The 16,602-nt window shown below is 65.5% G+C and carries 14 protein-coding genes; 8 read left to right on the top strand and 6 right to left on the bottom strand.

What is annotated here, in order from left to right; genetic code table 11:
• The first annotated feature begins 367 nt into the window (after positions 1–367).
• Both ACX9NE_RS08920 and ACX9NE_RS08915 read left to right on the top strand, forming a co-directional pair.
• The gene (locus tag ACX9NE_RS08920; protein WP_459361315.1) at positions 368–571 is read left to right on the top strand and encodes a cold-shock protein; all 204 of its coding nucleotides are present in this window, start codon (positions 368–370) and stop codon (positions 569–571) included.
• 358 nt (positions 572–929) lie between these two features.
• Positions 930–2,159: a cytochrome P450 gene (locus ACX9NE_RS08915; protein ID WP_459361366.1), complete on the top strand. Its 1,230-nt coding sequence runs from the start codon at positions 930–932 to the stop codon at positions 2,157–2,159.
• Positions 2,160–2,292: 133 nt separating this feature from the next.
• On the opposite strand, the gene ACX9NE_RS08910 is transcribed toward ACX9NE_RS08915, so the two are convergent.
• The gene (locus ACX9NE_RS08910; RefSeq protein ID WP_459361314.1) at positions 2,293–3,735 is read right to left on the bottom strand and encodes an amidase; all 1,443 of its coding nucleotides are present in this window, start codon (positions 3,733–3,735) and stop codon (positions 2,293–2,295) included.
• 477 nt (positions 3,736–4,212) lie between these two features.
• Between ACX9NE_RS08910 and ACX9NE_RS08905 the strand changes: the two genes are divergently transcribed.
• Positions 4,213–5,511, top strand: coding sequence for a hypothetical protein (locus ACX9NE_RS08905; protein ID WP_459361365.1), 1,299 nt, complete (start codon positions 4,213–4,215; stop codon positions 5,509–5,511).
• On the opposite strand, the gene ACX9NE_RS08900 is transcribed toward ACX9NE_RS08905, so the two are convergent.
• Together ACX9NE_RS08900 and ACX9NE_RS08895 are read right to left on the bottom strand one after the other, a co-directional pair.
• Positions 5,490–5,756 carry a carbohydrate kinase family protein gene (locus ACX9NE_RS08900; protein WP_459361313.1) on the bottom strand — a complete coding sequence of 89 codons (267 nt, stop codon included), beginning with the start codon at positions 5,754–5,756 and terminating at the stop codon, positions 5,490–5,492. The two genes, ACX9NE_RS08905 and ACX9NE_RS08900, sit on opposite strands and share 22 nt — an antisense overlap.
• 76 nt (positions 5,757–5,832) lie before the next feature.
• The gene (locus ACX9NE_RS08895; RefSeq protein ID WP_459361312.1) at positions 5,833–6,792 is read right to left on the bottom strand and encodes a DNA polymerase domain-containing protein; all 960 of its coding nucleotides are present in this window, start codon (positions 6,790–6,792) and stop codon (positions 5,833–5,835) included.
• A gap of 369 nt (positions 6,793–7,161) precedes the next feature.
• Between ACX9NE_RS08895 and ACX9NE_RS08890 the strand changes: the two genes are divergently transcribed.
• Positions 7,162–7,965 (top strand): mycofactocin-coupled SDR family oxidoreductase, encoded by an 804-nt coding sequence (locus ACX9NE_RS08890; RefSeq protein WP_459361311.1) that lies wholly within the window; start codon positions 7,162–7,164, stop codon positions 7,963–7,965.
• A 37-nt stretch (positions 7,966–8,002) separates the two neighbouring features.
• Positions 8,003–9,571, top strand: a complete 1,569-nt coding sequence (locus tag ACX9NE_RS08885) for a long-chain-fatty-acid--CoA ligase (protein WP_459361310.1) — start codon at positions 8,003–8,005, stop codon at positions 9,569–9,571.
• Between the two features lie 2 nt (positions 9,572–9,573).
• On the opposite strand, the gene ACX9NE_RS08880 is transcribed toward ACX9NE_RS08885, so the two are convergent.
• The gene (locus ACX9NE_RS08880; protein WP_459361309.1) at positions 9,574–11,685 is read right to left on the bottom strand and encodes a catalase; all 2,112 of its coding nucleotides are present in this window, start codon (positions 11,683–11,685) and stop codon (positions 9,574–9,576) included.
• 145 nt (positions 11,686–11,830) lie between these two features.
• Between ACX9NE_RS08880 and ACX9NE_RS08875 the strand changes: the two genes are divergently transcribed.
• Both ACX9NE_RS08875 and ACX9NE_RS08870 read left to right on the top strand, forming a co-directional pair.
• Entirely contained in the window at positions 11,831–12,808 is a 978-nt protein-coding gene (locus tag ACX9NE_RS08875; RefSeq protein ID WP_459361308.1) for a YihY/virulence factor BrkB family protein, read from the top strand.
• Positions 12,809–12,858: 50 nt separating this feature from the next.
• Entirely contained in the window at positions 12,859–13,791 is a 933-nt protein-coding gene (locus tag ACX9NE_RS08870) for an LLM class F420-dependent oxidoreductase (RefSeq protein WP_459361307.1), read from the top strand.
• 124 nt (positions 13,792–13,915) lie between these two features.
• Here the strand turns inward: ACX9NE_RS08870 and ACX9NE_RS08865 are convergent, their stop codons facing one another.
• Positions 13,916–14,149, bottom strand: coding sequence for a hypothetical protein (locus ACX9NE_RS08865; RefSeq protein WP_459361306.1), 234 nt, complete (start codon positions 14,147–14,149; stop codon positions 13,916–13,918).
• 33 nt (positions 14,150–14,182) lie between these two features.
• Positions 14,183–16,000, bottom strand: coding sequence for an AMP-dependent synthetase/ligase (locus tag ACX9NE_RS08860; RefSeq protein ID WP_459361305.1), 1,818 nt, complete (start codon positions 15,998–16,000; stop codon positions 14,183–14,185).
• Positions 16,001–16,123: 123 nt separating this feature from the next.
• Here ACX9NE_RS08860 and ACX9NE_RS08855 point away from each other — a divergent pair, with 123 nt between their 5' ends.
• On the top strand, positions 16,124–16,519 hold the full coding sequence (locus ACX9NE_RS08855) for a DUF4189 domain-containing protein (protein WP_459361304.1): 396 nt from the start codon (positions 16,124–16,126) through the stop codon (positions 16,517–16,519).
• Positions 16,520–16,602: the final 83 nt, after the last annotated feature.

Raw genomic sequence — 16,602 nt, 5'->3', positions numbered from 1 at the left:
CGGCACTAAGCAATTCATTGGCGATCCTTCTTCCGGTTAGGCCGGCTCACTCAGGTGAGGATCGACAGATCGAAGCCAATCACACACGATCAATAAGCTATAGGGATGCGGGCAGATCGGGGTTGGCTCATGAGGCGTCCAACGTCGATACTACACCGCAGTGCAATTAATGTGGCGCATCAGTGGGCGCGTGGTGAAAAGCTTTTCATTGCAGGACCGTTGGACGGCGACGCTTGCGCCGCAACCTCGCACGATGTCTGAGCCCGCCAGCGAAATCGAAAGCGCGGAACCAATGTAGGAGCCGGCCGTGCTAGTGTGATGCGGGGTGTTTTCCGACATCCGTTCAGAATGAGAGAAAAGATAGAGTATGGCACAGGGGACTGTGAAATGGTTCAACAGCGATAAGGGCTTTGGTTTCATCGCTCCCGACGGCGACACCGGAGATGTGTTCGTTCACTACTCCGAAATCAGCGGGAGCGGTTACCGTTCGCTCGAGGAGAACCAGCGAGTCCAATTCGACATCGGGCAAGGCACCAAGGGGCCCCAAGCTACCGGAGTGACCGTCATCTAGCCCGACGGTCTTCACAGATGGGCTGGCAGGCAGTGTCCTGCCAGCCCATTGTCATTCGGTGCCCATCAACGTCACCAGTGCAACACCAGTCGCCACCGCCACGCAAATTGGCGACAATACGCAAAGTCTTTGCTGTATGGTCGCCTGCAGCGCGCTGCTGCGCCGAGCGGCGCACCCTCCGCAATGAAGGTCGGCTTTCGTTGACAAGCGCTGAGCATCGGCCATACATTATGTGAAAGATGTCCCGGCGTCCGGGCCCTGTGGGCAGCCCTTCGTTGGTGGACGGGTGGCTAGCAATGAACGATCCAGCATCCCTTGCAGGGACGACCATGCTGCCGACTGCGCCGCTGCGGCGATCATGACCGTCGGCACCGCTGCCCCAAGCGTTTTCGACGCCGAGCTGCCGTCCCTGACCTATGAACCCAACGAAACCCCGGCGGCCGTCTACCCGCGCATCCAGGCCGCACAACTGCAAGCCCCGATCGCGTTGGGACCATTCGGGCCCGAGGTGCTGTCCTATCACCTTGTTCGCTCCGTGCTGCGCGACAGTCGGTTCCAGATTCCCCCGGGCTTGAATCTTGTCGTCCAGGGCATAACGTCGGGACCGTTGTGGGACAAGGTGGTGAACAGCCTGCTGTGCCTGGAGGGCCAGGCGCACCATCGGCTGCGCAGCCTGACGTCCAAGGCGTTCACACCCCGCGCGACGCTGCGCCTCCACGACACCATGGTCACGGTGATGAACGAGCTGATCGACAAGGTCGCCGACGCGAACCACTGCGACGTCGTCACCGACCTCGCGCGCCCCTACCCCGTGCCGATCATCTGCGCGCTGCTCGGCGCACCTCGCGAGGACTGGCAACAGTTTTCGCTGTGGGCCGACGACATCTTCAAGGCTTTCAGCTTCATCGCCGGTGTCAGTGAGATCGAGTCCGACGTCATGCGCGCCTGGGGTGAGCTCGACGACTATGTCGACGAGATGGTGGTCCGGCGCCGTCACAGCCTGACCGAGGACCTGCTGTCCGACCTGATACGCGCGGAGGACGACGGTGACCGGCTTAATTCCGCCGAATTGCGCATGCTCGCGGGCGGACTGCTGCTGGCAGGCACCGACACCACCAGAAATCAGCTGGCGGCCTCTATACAGGTGCTCTGCACGCACCCGGACCAGTGGGAGTCACTCGCGGAGCACCCCGAGTTGGCCATGCGTGCCGTGGAGGAAACGATGCGCCACTCCCCCATCGCGTGTGGAACCCTCCGGCTGGTGACCGAGGACGCAGAGCTCGACGGCTACCTCTTCCCGGCCGGCACCATGATTCTGGTCAATACCGCTGCGGCCAACCGGGATCCGTCGGTCTACGACGAGCCAGAGCGTGTCGACATCAACCGCGACGGGGCTCCCGCGATACTGACCTTCGGCGGCGGCGTCCACTACTGCCTGGGCGCCAACCTGGCCAGACGTGAACTCGCCGAGGCGCTGACCGTGCTCACGGGCCGGATGCGCAATCCTCGGATCACCGGCCCCGCTCCGTGGAAGCCGATGGTCAGCCTGAGCGGGCCGCTGAGTCTGCCTATCGCGTTCGATCTGTAGTTGCCGTCCTCAGCATTTCGTCCAGCAGCCCGAGTGGGAGTGAATTAACGCCCCTCACCGATGCGGCGATGCCTCGAACGTGCTACGCGGACGATGTAGCGGCCGTCGGGCGAAGCGATCGGCTCTCGGGACATCAGGGAATCACCGGGTGACGAGACCACCACGGCTGTGCCGACTCCAGTTGCGCGGCAACACGAATCAACACATCCTCCCGACCGTATGCGGCGGCGAGCTGAACGCCGACGGGCAGTCCATCTGCATTGCGGTGCAGCGGCAGGCTGATCGCCGGCTGCCCGCTCATGTTGAACGGCGGTGTGAATGAGGCGAATTCGCCACCGCGGCGCATCGGCGCGGTCGGATGTGCGGGATTGTTCTCGAATTCGGCGAGCGGCACCGGCGGTTCGGCGACCGTCGGGGTCAGCAGCAGATCCCAACCGTCGGCCCACCACTGCTGCAGAGAACGGCGGAACGCATACACCGCGGTCTCCGCCGCGGCGTAATCCACTGCCGTCACATGCCGGGCCCGCTCGATCAACGCCCAGTTGACCGGCTCGATGTCCTCGGCTGTCACCTCGCGGCCGAGCGTCTCGCCGAAGCCGCGGGCGGCCATGGCCATCTGGGTGACCCACAGCGCCATGAACTTCTGCTGCAATGTGGGATCCGCAAGGCACGGCGGCCAGGCCGGCTCGACGACGTGCCCGAGGCCCTCCAACAGCGACCCTGCCGCGCGGACCGCCGACACGCAGTCCTCGTGCACGAATCCGCCGCGCGGATGGATATCCAGTAGTCCGATCCGCAACCGGCCGGGGTCGTCACCCAGCTCCTCCAGGTACGGGCGTCGCGGTGCGGGCGCAATCACTGTGTCACCGACACCGGGGCCCCGGACCGCGTCGAGCAGCCCCGCGGTGTCGCGAACCGTGCGGCTGACGCACAACTCGACACCGAGACCCGCTTCAGCGCGCTTGGGACCCACGGTGATGCGACCCTGGCTCGGCTTGAGGCCCACCAACCCGCAACACGACGCCGGGATGCGGATACTGCCGCCGCCGTCCGAAGCGTTGGCGAACGGCACCATCCCCACCGCTACGGCCGCCGCCGCGCCACCGCTCGAGCCGCCCGGGGTCCGGTCCAGCGCCCACGGATTGCGTGTCGGCCCCCAGGCCAGCGGCTGGGTGGTCGGCAGGCTCCCCATCTCGGGGCTGTTGGTCCGTCCGGCGATGACCAGGCCCGCCGCCTTGAACCGCGACACCAGCGTGGTGTCGGCGGCGTCGATCTTGCCCGCCGCCTTGAGCGCCACATTGCCGTTGGACAGCGTCTGCCCGGCAAAGCTGGTGTAGAGGTCCTTGAGGAGGAACGGCACTCCGCGGAACGGACCGTCGGGGAGGCCGGGGTCGGCAGCCACCGACCGGGCGTGCTCGAACCATTCGATGACCACCGCGTTCAGGGCCGCATTGGACTGCTCGATACGTTCGATCGCCGCGTCCAGCAGTTCACCAGGGGTCACCTCGCCCCCGGCGACCAGCGCCGCCTGGTCCGTGGCATCCATCCAGCGTGTTTCTTCGGCGAGCCCGGTCATGGCTTTCGGTCTACCACGACGGCGCCCGGCTCGACATAGACGCGCGAACGGCTGGTGTCCCGACACGTCAAACTCCACCGCCGCGATCGCCGACTGCAGCGACACGAACAGGTCGTAGTGACCGATGTCCCCGCGATGCGGATGCCGGCCCGCGCAACAGAACCGCAGGGTCAGCGCCAAACTCCCTGACCAGGCCCGGGAAATTCGACAGTGCCGTGCCACGCACCAGCGACATGGACCGAGTGGTAATCGCCATTTCCGGTGCAGCGTCCTGAGTCGTTAAGGCCCTGTCCCGATGCGTCAAGGTTTCGGGGAGCAATCACGCGGCATCGTTCACGCAACACCCCTGATCCCGCGATCATTAGTCGGGTCGCAGTTCACGGCATTCCCCTCTAGGCTCAAGTGACACCGGACTTAGCGGGGGGAACGCTGATGACTGTGCTGAGCAGGGGATTCGTATCTACAGGCAAGCACTCGATGGCCGTATTGGCCGCTGCTGGGGTGCTTGCCGGATGCTCTACGTCAGCGACCGTGACACCGCCAGCCGCACAAACCACGCACATCACAGTCAAGCCGCCGCCGAATACCGTCGCACCGCCGCCGCCGCACATCAGCCCATTGGCCAAGGATTGGAAAACCTACGGCGATACCGTCTACTTCGGCTGTCCCACCGAATACTCGACCGGCAAATCCGCATTGGAAGACATCCGGCCCAAAGTCCTCGATCCTAAAACCGCGGATCTGATCATGCCGGCGGTGCCGATGGTCGCCGCCGACGAGACGGTGACTGGCGCGATGTGCGCGCTGTCGAACAACGTCAGCGACATGAAGGTCGTCTACGTCGTCACGACCACCAAACCCGGCCGGGCTTCCGCGGCCATCAAGGCGACGGCGTACCTGTTCGATCTCAAGTCGAGTCAGCCGCTGGCGACGCGGGAGGTGCTCCCGCCGACGCCCGAACTGATGCTTGCGGCGCCCAAAGACTGGCGTCTGGCGCCGACCACCACGGGCGTGGCGTGGATCAATGCTTTCACCGACTCGCGCGGGGCTCCGGCATCTCCGAGAACCACCATTGTGTCCAATTCCGACCTGGCCACCCGCTGGGAAGACCCAGCGCAGGCGCGGGTGTGGCCGGACGTGCTTTCTTTCCAGCGCGAGGCGGTGCCCGGCGGCCCGGTCGGTGCTGAATTGCGCTTGCCCACAGGCGAACCCGTGTACCAGGACACTGACGTAGCCGCTGTCGATGCCGAATTGTCGGACGGGCCGGACAAACTGGTGCAGGTCACGCACTGGGAATCGCACAATCCTCCGGTCATGTCGACCAGGTTCTACGACCTGGCGTCCCGGTCATTGGTGAAATTCGGTGATACCGATCGGATTTCTGGTGGCGGACTCGCCGCGACCCTGTCCGATGGCAAACTCTTCGTCGACGGGCGCGGCTCGGCTGATTCCCAGATCGGCTACGGGGTGTGGAATCTGCGCACCCAGCACTGGGACCTGCTCACGGCGCGGGAAGACGCCAAGAAGCAACCCATTTCGAAGCTGGCGTTCTTCGGAGACCACCTGTACATCACCAATTCCGGCGGCACGTATTCCGTGCTCGCGCTGCCACACACCGATCCGGTTGCCACCAACTGGACCGAGCGGCCGTTCGGACGAATATCTGGCTGGACCCTGGTGTGCAGCGGCGAAACAGCAGCCCAGCAGAAGGGGGACTGCCGGGAGATTCTGTTGGTGCGCGACACCGACGGCCGCTACCCCGGTCCCTGGTCCTGAGCCATGAATGCGTCCACCGCCGCGAGGTCGTAGGACCCCGCGGCGGTACCGATCCCGCTCGCCACCTGGGCCGCAATAGCGCATCCCAGTGCCGCCGACCGGGTCACGTCACGTCCCGAACCGCGACCGAGAATGAACCCTGCCGAGAACGCGTCGCCGCACCCGGTGGTGTCGACGACGTCGACGGCGTACGCGGGCACGGCGATCGTCTCCTTGGGGGCGACGACGAGCGCGTCGCAGGGCATCGGCGATGCCCTGGTCGCCCGATATCGCCAACGCGGTTACGCCGGGTACTGCCAGCTTTCGCGAACCGAGTGAGTCTCAGCCTTCCTCAGCGCGGCGCGCCCGCGCACGTCGCTTTCCTTCGTGCATCGCGGCCACTCGGGCCACCGGGATGGCGCGGCCCTGTTCGATGAGATCGGCCGGCAGCCGTTGCGGCTGCGGCATCGACTCTGCCCACGGATCATGCCCGGCAAGGGCATCGATCGCGGTGTGCACCGTGAAGTCGGCCGGGTTCACCCGATCCAGGTCCGACCATCGCACCGGAAACGACACCGGAGTGCCTGCACGCAACCGCGGGCTGTAGGCGGCAGCGACCGTGGCGCCCCCGGCACGCGTCGCGTCGACGAACACCTTGCCGCCGCGGTCCTCCACGATGAAAGCCGTTGTCGCCGTGTCAGGGTCGAGCGCCTCCGTGCGAGCGGCCAGCGCGCGGGTGCCCGCAGCGACATCCTCGGCGGGCTGGTTTCCGTCGATGGGTACAAACACGTGGATTCCCTTGGCGCCGCTGGTTTTGACAGCGCCGGCCAGGCCACAGTCCTCGAGCGCTTGACGGACGAGGCGGGCCACCTTGACCACCGCGGCGAAGTCGCCGTCGATCGGTGGATCGAGATCGAGCACCAGGTGGGTCGGCCGATAGATGTCCTCGGCCAACCCCAGCGCGGGGTGGTACTCGACGGCGCGCTGGTTGGCGAACCAGAGCAGGGTTCGCCGGTCATCGCACACCGGGTAGTGCACCTCGCGGTGGGATGCCTCCGCCCAGATTGCGACCGTTCGCACCCAGTCCGGTGTGTACTTGGGCACATTTTTTTGCATGAAAGGCGCCCGCCCGCGCAGCACCCGGAGCACCGTGAGCGGCCGGCCGGCCAGCCCGGGCACCATCCGGTCTGCCACCGCGTCCAGATAGTCGACCAGGTCGCGCTTGGTGGCGCCGGCATCGGGACTCAGCGGTTGATCCAGGTTGGTCAGATCGATTCCCGCGCGCTGCTCCCCGGCGCTCATATGCAAAGCCTATGCGCTTGTTCTCGGCCGGCTCGGAACCGCGCGCCGCGCGTTAGAGTTGTCCTTACATGCAGTTCCTTCGAGGACAGAGTCAAATGATCGCAGCCAAGATGTTCGTCGCAGCAGCTCTGACCGCGGGGGCGTTGGTGGCTGCGCCGCTGGCGCAAGCGGATTACGGCCCAGGCGATCCACCCTGTCCAGCCGCCGGATGCCAGCCACCGCCGGTGGCCACCCCGCCACCCGTTCGTGGCGTTCTGGGATGCGTGCGAGGCGTCTGCATCCCCAACCCCCGTCCGCCCTGGCAACGCCGCTGACCCCGAAGAGCTCCCGCCGCAACTGATTCGGCGGTCAGGGGCTAGCCTCTGCGGCATGGGTGCTTTGGATGGCCGCGTCGCACTGATCACCGGAGGGGCCCGGGGGCAGGGCCGTGCGCACGCGGTGGCGCTGGCGGCCGAAGGTGCGGACATTGTCGCCGCCGATGCGCCCCGCCCGATGACAGATCTCACCTATCCCCTCGGTACCGAGGCGGATCTGCGCGAGACCGCGAAGCTCGTCGAGCAAACGGGAGGACGCTGCCTGGCGCTTGCCGTCGATGTGCGCGATTCGGCGCAGGTCGACGCCGCGGTCACACAGACGGTTGCCGATCTCGGCAGCCTCGACATCGTCGTAGCCAACGCCGGCATCGTCAGCACCGGACCGCTGGATCAGGTCAGCGACCAGGTGTGGCAACAACTCGTCGACACCAACCTGACCGGCGTGTTCCACACGCTGCGGGCGTCCATTCCGGTGATGCGCCGGCAGCGGTTCGGCAGGATCGTGGTGACCTCGTCGATGGGAGGCCGGATGGGGATCCCCGATCTTGCGGCCTACAACGCCACCAAGTGGGGCATCATCGGACTGGCCAAGTCCGTCGCTCTCGAAGTCGCGAAAGAGGGCATCACGGTCAACGTCATCTGCCCGACCACCACCCAGACACCGATGGTGCAGCCGGCCGGCGGAGATGACGTCCCCGACGATCTGGTGCGGCGCATGATGAGGGCCAACCCGATACCCCAGCCGTGGCTGCAGCCCGAAGACGTCAGCCGCGGAGTCGTGTACCTGGTGACCGACCCAGGGGTTATCACGGGCAGCGTCCTGGAGATCGCGCTGGGCGGCAGCGCTCGCATCCACTGACCTTCCGGCGCGACGCCGGACATGGAAGGCTCGTCACATGCCTGACCTAGCAGACCCCCGTTTTCTTGACGACCGGCTCGCCCACTGGGCCGCCACCAAGCCCGACGACGAGGCGATCGATTATCTGGACCGGAACTGGACGTGGGCCCAGTGGAACGACCGGGTGCGACGGTTGGCCGGCGCCCTGACCACCTTCGGCATCAAGCGCGGAGACGTGGTGGCGTTCCTGGACAAGAACCACCCGGCGTGCGTCGAGTTGACCTTTGCCGCCGCATCATTGGGCGCGGCAAACGCGATCATCAACTTCCGGCTTGCGGCTGACGAACTCGACTACGTGCTCAACGATTCCGGAGCCAAGGTGCTGATCGTCGGAGCGGAGCTGAAGCCGAGCATCGACAAGATCCGCGGCGATCTCACCCACGTCGAGCACGTCATCACGGTCACACCCGAAGGCGGGGACGGCGACGAATACGAAGCCTTGCTGGCCGGCGCCACACCGGTGGGCCGGGCCGACGATGTCGAACCCGACGACGTGTGCATCATCATGTACTCCTCCGGCACCACCGGCCGCCCCAAAGGCGTGCAGCTGACTCAGGCGAACATGATCGCGCATACGATCAATGCCCACGAGGGTTTCGAATTCGATCCGGGCGACAAGAGCATGGTGTCGATGCCGCTGTTTCACGTCGGCGGCTCGTCCTACGTACAGTTCGGCATCCACGACGGGGTGCCGAGCGTGATGACCCGCGACGTCGACGGCATGACGCTGGCCGGCGCAATCCTCAAGGGCGCCAACAGAACATTCCTGGTGCCGGCGGTGTTGGCGAAGGTGCTGGAGTCCGGTGAGGACGCGGTGAAGCTGTTCGGCGCGCTCAAGACCTATTCGTACGGCGCCTCGCCGATGCCGCTGCCGCTGCTGCGCGCGGCGTTGGAAGCCTGGCCGAACACCGACTTCATTCAGGCCTACGGTCTGACCGAACTGTGTGGCGTGATCAGTCATCTGTTGCCCGAAGCCCACCGCGCCACCGACCATCCGGAGCGACTCGGCAGCGCGGGAACGCTGGTGCCGGGCGCGGAGGTGCGGGTGGTCGACCCGTACACGCTCGAGGATGTACCGATCGGCGGCCAGGGTGAATTGTGGTTCCGCTCACCGCAATTGATGAAGGGTTACCACAACAAGCCGGAGGCCACCGCCGAGGTGATCACCGAAGACGGCTGGTTCCGCACCGGCGACATCGGACGCGTCGACGAGGGCGGCTACATTTTCGTCGAAGACCGGCTCAAGGACATGATCATCTCGGGCGGCGAGAACATCTACTCGATCGAGGTGGAACAAGTGCTGGCCGAACACCCGGCGGTCGCGGAGGTCGCGGTGATCGGGGTGCCTGACGAGAAGTGGGGCGAAGTGGTGAAAGCCGTTGTCGCACTGGAGGGTGAGGCCACCGCAGAGGAGATCATCGCCTTTGCCCGCGAGCGACTCGCCGCCTACAAATGCCCGAAAACCGTTGACATCGCTGACCAGCTGCCACGCAACCCGACCGGCAAGATCCTCAAGAAGGAGTTGCGCAAGCCGTACTGGGAGGGCCGCGACCGCGCGACCGTGTGAGATCAGCGCGCGGGTGCCACCTCGGAGGCCATCACGTCGACGACCCGCTCCCACACCCGGTGCAATCCGACCGCTTTCGCCAGCGCCGTGGCGAATTTGCGGTCCATCTTGTCGGCGACGAGCACGCCGGGAGCGTCCGACGGGATGCCGGCGGCCGCTAGCGCCGCCGTGCCGTCGCCCCATGCGGCGATCGGCTTGCAATGCCGGAATGCCTCCTGCAGCAACAGAACCAGCTTGAGATCCTGGGTCGGCTTCGTTCCGGCGGCCACCACCACCGCGTCGAACTCGATGGACCTCGCGGTCAGCAAGGTCCGTTCGACGATCACGCTGCGCCGGCCGGACTTCAGTACGCCACCTAGTGGCGCGGTCACCAGCGGCGTGGCGTTGAGCGCGAGAACCGCGTCGACCAGTTTCGACACGCCACCGAGGTCGAAATCCGCGCCGGCGATGATGCCGATCTTGCGGCCGTCGATCGGGCCGGGGGTTTCCACGAGCTGCGACAGGGCCGGCGACAGCAGAACGTCCTTGGGCGGGTTGCCTTTCGGCGCCGGCAAGCCGAGCCCGATGGCCACCTGCTTGCACAGATCCGCGTCGACGTTGGCGAGAACTTCCAATTGCCGTTCCTTGATGGATTGCTCGTAGCACTTGCCCAGTTCGAACGTGAACGCCTCGACGATGTGCGCCTGCTCGACCGCGGACAGGCTGCGGTAGAACATCGCCGGCTGGGTGAAGTGATCCTCGAACGACGACGGGTTCTCTCGCACCGTCGGACCCTGCACCTGGCGCGGAGTTTGCACGTAACCGCCCTCGTCGGCACTTGCGACCATCGGCTCGCCGTCGTCGATGCTGTTGGGACGATAGGGTGCCTGCCCGGTGTGAATTGCTGTTTGGTGCATGCCATCTCGCAGCATGTCGTTGACCGGGCAATGCGGCCGATTGATCGGCAGCTGGGTGAAGTTCGGTCCGCCGAGGCGGGTGATCTGGGTGTCCAGGTAGGAGAACAACCGGGCCTGCAGCAGCGGATCGTTGGTCGGCTCGATGCCGGGAACCAGGTTGCCGAGGTGGAACGCCACCTGCTCGGTCTCGGCGAAGTAGTTGGTCGGGTTGCCGTTGAGGGTCAGCTTTCCGATCAGCTGGACCGGCACCATCTCCTCGGGGACGATCTTCGTCGGGTCCAGCAGATCGATGCCCTGGAAGCTGTCGGTGCCGTCGTCCGGCATGACCTGGATGCCGAGCTCGTATTCCAGGAAGGCACCCGCTTCGATGCCGTCGGCCATGTCGCGACGGTGGAAATCCGGATCAACACCGGCCGCGATCTGCGCCTCTTCCCAGACCTGGGAATGCACGCCGGCCACCGGCTTCCAGTGGAATTTGACAAGACTCGTCTTGCCCTTCCTGTTCACCAACCGGAAGGTGTGGACGCCGAATCCCTCCATGGTGCGATAGGAGCGCGGGATGCCGCGGTCACTCATGTTCCAGAACACGTGGTGGGTGGCTTCGGTGTGCAGGGACACGAAATCCCAGAAGGTGTCGTGGGCCGACTGCGCCTGCGGGATTTCGCGGTCGGGCTGCGGCTTGGCGGCGTGGACCACGTCGGGGAACTTGATGCCGTCCTGGATGAAGAACACCGGAATGTTGTTGCCCACCAGGTCGAAGTTGCCTTCGTCGGTGTAGAACTTGACCGCGAATCCTCTGGTGTCGCGAACCGTGTCGGCCGACCCCCGCGAGCCCAGCACCGTGGAGAAGCGGCAGAACACCTCGGTCTTCTTGCCTTTGCGCGCCAGAAAACCGGCTTTGGTCACCGAAGCGGCGGTGCCGTAGGACTCGAAGACACCGTGGGCCGCCGCACCGCGGGCGTGCACGACCCGCTCCGGAATCCTTTCGTGGTCGAAATGGGTGATCTTCTCCCGCAAATGAAAGTCTTCGAGCAGACTCGGGCCCCGGTTGCCGGCTTTGAGCGAGTGGTCGGTGTCCGGCAGGCGCAGTCCTTGCGCGGTGGTCAGGTACTTGCCGCCCTGAGCCCGTGCGTCGTAATTCCCGGCCTCACCGTTGGTGTTGCCGGTCGGGCTGGTGCGCTGGGGGGCGGTTTGGTCGGGCTGGCGGCGCGGTGGCATGGCTGCTCCAGAGCTGAGTCGTCGATTACGGGCGCTGGGGTACCCGGTACTGGGCGCTCTAAGCGAAAGATTGACCGTCCGCGGTTGCGGGTATTTCCGCAGCAACCCCGTACCCGGGGTTCGGCAGAGTTTGAAGTGAGCGGCGATGGTCGGCGGGCTGGACAGATTGCAACAACGCAATCGCACCGTGGGCGTGGCCATTGCGGTCATCTACAAATACCTCGACGATCAGGGTGGCTATCTTGCCGCCTTGATCACCTACTACGCCTTCGTGTCGCTGTTCCCCCTGCTGTTGCTTTTGACCACCGGCCTCGGGGTACTGCTGGCCGGCAGGCCCGACCTTCAGGCGCAGGTGCTGCAGAGCACGTTGAGTCAGTTCCCGGTGATCGGTAGCCAACTACATCAGCCGGAGGGACTCAGCGGCGGAGTGGGCGCGGTGGCGGTCGGCGTTTTCGGTGCGCTCTACGGCGGCCTGGGCGTCGGGCAGGCGTTGCAGAACGCGATGGATTCTGTGTGGGCAGTGGAAAGGCACCAGCGTCCCGACGTGATCCGATCGCGGGTGCGTAGCTTGCTCCTGCTGTTGGTACTCGGTTCGGCGGCCATCGCGACCACCGTGCTCTCCGCCGTCGCCCATGCCAGCGGCAGTCTGGGCGCGTTCGGCAGGATCGGTGCCGCCGTCGCCGCGGTCGCGATCAACGCGGTGATCTGCCTGGTCGCATTTCGGGTGACGACCGCGCGGGAACTCACCTACCGGCAGGTGCTCCCGGGAGCGATAGCGGCGGCCATCGTATGGCAGATACTGCAGTGGTTCGGTGCCGGATACATCGGTCACGTGGTGAAGACGTCCAGCGCGACCAACAGCGTCTTCGCCCTGGTCCTTGGGATGCTGGCGTTTTTGTATCTGGTGTCCTCCACGTTGGTGTTGTGCGCAGAGATCAACGTGGTGTTGGTCGAAAGGCTGCACCCGCGTTCGTTGCTCACGCCCTTCTCCGACGACGCGGATCTCACGCCGGCCGACCGCAAGACCTACGCCAGCAAGGCCAAGGCCGAGCGCGTCAAGAGCTCTCAGCGGGTCACTGTGAGGTTCGACGATTCCGATCCCGAGTCCACTCGCGTACCCTGAGTCCCCGGTACCGCTATCCCGTTGCGGTGCAATGAGAACCGAAGGAAATCATGGACTTCCGTGCTTTCGTCGAGCCACAACAGGGCGCCACCTACGCCGACCAGCTGGCTGTCGCCCGGGCCGCCGAGAAACTCGGCTTCGACGCGTTCTTCCGTTCGGATCACTACCTGGCCATGAGCGGTGACGGTGGGCCGGGACCGACCGACTCGTGGGTGACGCTGGGCGCGATCGCCCGCGAGACATCACGGATCCGGTTGGGCACGCTGGTGACGTCGGCGACGTTCCGCTATCCGGGGCCGCTGGCGGTCGCGGTGGCTCAGGTGGACGAAATGAGCTGCGGCCGGGTGGAATTCGGCTTGGGTAGTGGCTGGTTCGAAGCTGAGCACCGGGCGTACGGCATTCCGTTCCCGCCGGTGCGGGAACGTTTCGACCGGCTCGGCGAGCAGCTTGCCGTCATCACCGGGCTGTGGAGTACGCCGACGGGCGAGACATTCGACTACGCCGGCGATCACTACACGATCGTGGGCTCACCGGGGCTACCCAAACCGGTCCAGAGCCCGCATCCGCCGATCGTGATCGGCGGCACCGGCGCCAAACGGACGCCGGCGCTGGCGGCCGAGTACGCGGCGGAATTCAACGTGCCGTTCGCGACGATCGACGTGGTGGGCAAACAATTCCAGCGGGTGGCCGATGCCGTAGCGGCGGCCGGCCGCGCGGCCGACTCGATCGTCTACTCCAGCGCCTTTGTGTTGTGCGCCGGTCGCGACGACGCCGAGGTGGCCCGTCGCGCAGCGATGATCGGCCGGGAGGTCGACGAGATGCGCGCCAACAGTCCGTTGGTCGGAACGCCGGCCGAGATCGTCGACAAGCTGGGGCCGTGGAGTGAGTTGGGCGTGCAGCGGGTGTACGCGCAGCTGCTCGACATGTCGGACTTGGCGCACCTGGAGCTGTTGGCCAGTGGGGTGATGCCGCAGGTGCGGTGAGTGGCCTATGTCGTTGGGCCCATTCGCACCTCGTAACCGAGTTCAGCGAGCGCGCGGGAAGGGGCCCTGCCGTCGGCGCTGCCCGGCAGCTTCGTCTCCCGGTAGATGTGCGGGCCTTCTCCCGTCACGCGTAGAAGGCTGTCGAGACCGGGTCCTCGGGAGCTTTTGGCGAGTCCGGAGGATGGAAATGCATGGCCCACAATGATTTCGAGGCCGCAACCACGTTGAATCCGCACAACGGCGGGCTAACGTGATATAGCTCGAGGTCGCCGGTGGCAAATATGTCGGGGTTGGGTAGCGACCCGACGAAGCGCGCGATACCCAGTGGGGTGTTCGGCGACTCGGAAGGAGCTTGCATAGTCGCTGCCTGTCAAGGTGTCGCCATCACCCCTCAGACGTAGAACCCGTCGATGATCTCCTTGTTGTTCTGCTCGACCACCGCTCGCTTCAGCTTCAGCGACGGAGTGAGTTCGCCTGTGTCGACCGACAATTCGTGGTCGATCAGCTCCCACTTCTTGATCGTCTCCCAGCGGTTGAGTTCACTGTTCAACTGCTGCACGTAGCCCTCGACCATCTCGCGCACCTGGGCGTTGCGGGTGAGCTCCGCGAAAGACGTCTCCGAAATCCCCTGCTCTGCAGCCCATTTCGCCACCGAGTCGCCGTCCAGCGCGATCAGCGCGACACAATAGTTGCGCGCCTCCCCGAACACGATGAATTGGCTGGCGTAGGGGCAGAGCGCCATGAACTTCGCTTCGATGGCCGGTGGCGCGACGTACTTGCCCCCGGACGTCTTGAACAACTCTTTGATGCGGCCGGTGATGGTGAGGAACCCGTCGGAATCGAGGCTGCCGCGATCGCCGGTGCGCAGCCAACCGTCGCGGGTCATCGCCTCTTCGGTTTTGTCGGGTAGGTGGTGGTAACCGGTCATCACCAGAGGACCGCGCAGCTGCACCTCTCCGTTGTCACCGATGCGCACGTCCGTACCGTCGAAGGGCAGCCCGACCGTGCCGAGCTTGTAGTTGTCGGGTCGGTTGATGAAGCCGGCGCCGGCGGATTCGGTGAGCCCGTAGCCTTCCAGGACCAGCACCCCGGCTGCGAGGAACCATTCGGCGATCTCGCGGTTGAGCGGCGCGGACCCGGAGACGAAGAACCGCAGCCGGCCGCCGAAGACGTCGCGGACCTTGCTGAACACCAAACGGTCGAACAGCTGATACTGAAGCCGCAGCGGGAGCGGCACCGGGCTGCCGTCGCGGTGCCGACGGGTTACGTCGAGGCCGACTCGGAACGCCTGATCGAAGAGTCTGGCCTTGATGCCGCCGCCGCTTTGGCTTGTCATCACGATCCGGGCGTGCGCCTTCTCGAAGATGCGGGGAACCGCGGCCATGAACGTCGGTTTCACCGCACCCATATTCTCGACGATCTTGTCGACACGCCCGTCGACCGCGCTGACGAATCCACACGCGAGCTGGCTGGCGAGCAGCACCTTGCCGAATGAGTGGGCGAGCGGCAGCCACAGCACGTGCAGGTGGTCCTCGCCGAGGAGGCCCTCGTCGCGGATGAACTCGGCCGCCGCGGCCCATGACCGGTGCGCCAGGCGCACCCCCTTCGGGCGTCCGGTGGTACCTGACGTGTAGATCAGAGTGGCCAGCGATTCGCTCGTCACCGTGGCTGCGGCGTCGGAGACGGACGTCGGGTGTTCCTGTAGGTAAGCGGCGCCGCGGCGGGTGAATTCGTCGAAGGTGATGACCCAGTCGCCGTCGCCCTCGCCGTCCATGATCACGATCAGGCGCACGTCCGGCAGCTCGTCGCGATGGTCGGCGAGTTTGGCGACCTGCGAGGCGTCCTCGGCGAAGACGATCTGCGACTCCGAGTCGGCCACGATGTAGGTGGCGTCGGCGGCGTGCGTGCTCGGGTAAACGGTCGTCGTCGCCGCACCGGCGCACATCACGGCGAGGTCGGCCAGGATCCACTCGTACCGGGTACCGGCCATGATCGCGACGCGCTGTTCGGGTTCGATGCCCGACGCCAGCAATCCCGCCGCCAGCTGCTGTACGTCATCGGCGGTCTGCTGCCACGTCACCGACACCCACCGGCCATCGCGCAAGTGCCTGAATGACTCCTTTCCGGCTGAAGCGCCGACTCGATCCAAGAACATCGAAGCCAAATTCGATGACGTCTTGGGGTGAGTGGTTGCCGAGGACATTGCCATCCCCCTCCTTGTCACTTCTTTCCGTAGGAAGTATGCGAGCCGCACCAAGCATTTCCAGAGAATCTGTTCAGCCGCGGATCTGATGCTGAGTCGGTCACCAACGCTAGACGGCAAGGATCTCCCATGAGCGGTAACCGCATGTTTTCTACGGTCGCCTTGACCGCGGCCATTGTGGCTCTCTTCGGCGGTGCAGCCGCCGTCTCACCCCCAGCCCGGGCAACAGGGACGACCGCGGGTGGCCTGTATACAGTGATCGCCTACTCCCCGGTCACCGGGTACACCGGGTGGGCCAACAACGCCTCGACGATGGAGGAGGCGACCCATATCGCGCTGGGCAATTGCCAGCCGCACGGCAGCGGCTGTCAGGTGACGTCGTGGGCGCGCAATGGTTGTGCCGCACTGGCCTTGGGTTCCGGCCGCTGGGGCGGCGCCTGGGGGCCGAACGCGAACGCGGCCAGGGCCAACGCGCTGGCGATGGTCACAGCCGGACGCATCGTGGAGCTGCATTGCACCGGGTGAACAGGTTCTGGTGACGGGTGCACGACGTCGATCAACCGAAGCTGGGGCCGGCCCGATCTGTGGATTGTGGCGTCTGGTCCACA

The organism is Mycobacterium sp. ML4, from assembly GCF_054515735.1.
This window is presented reverse-complemented; position numbering and strand designations above follow the sequence as displayed.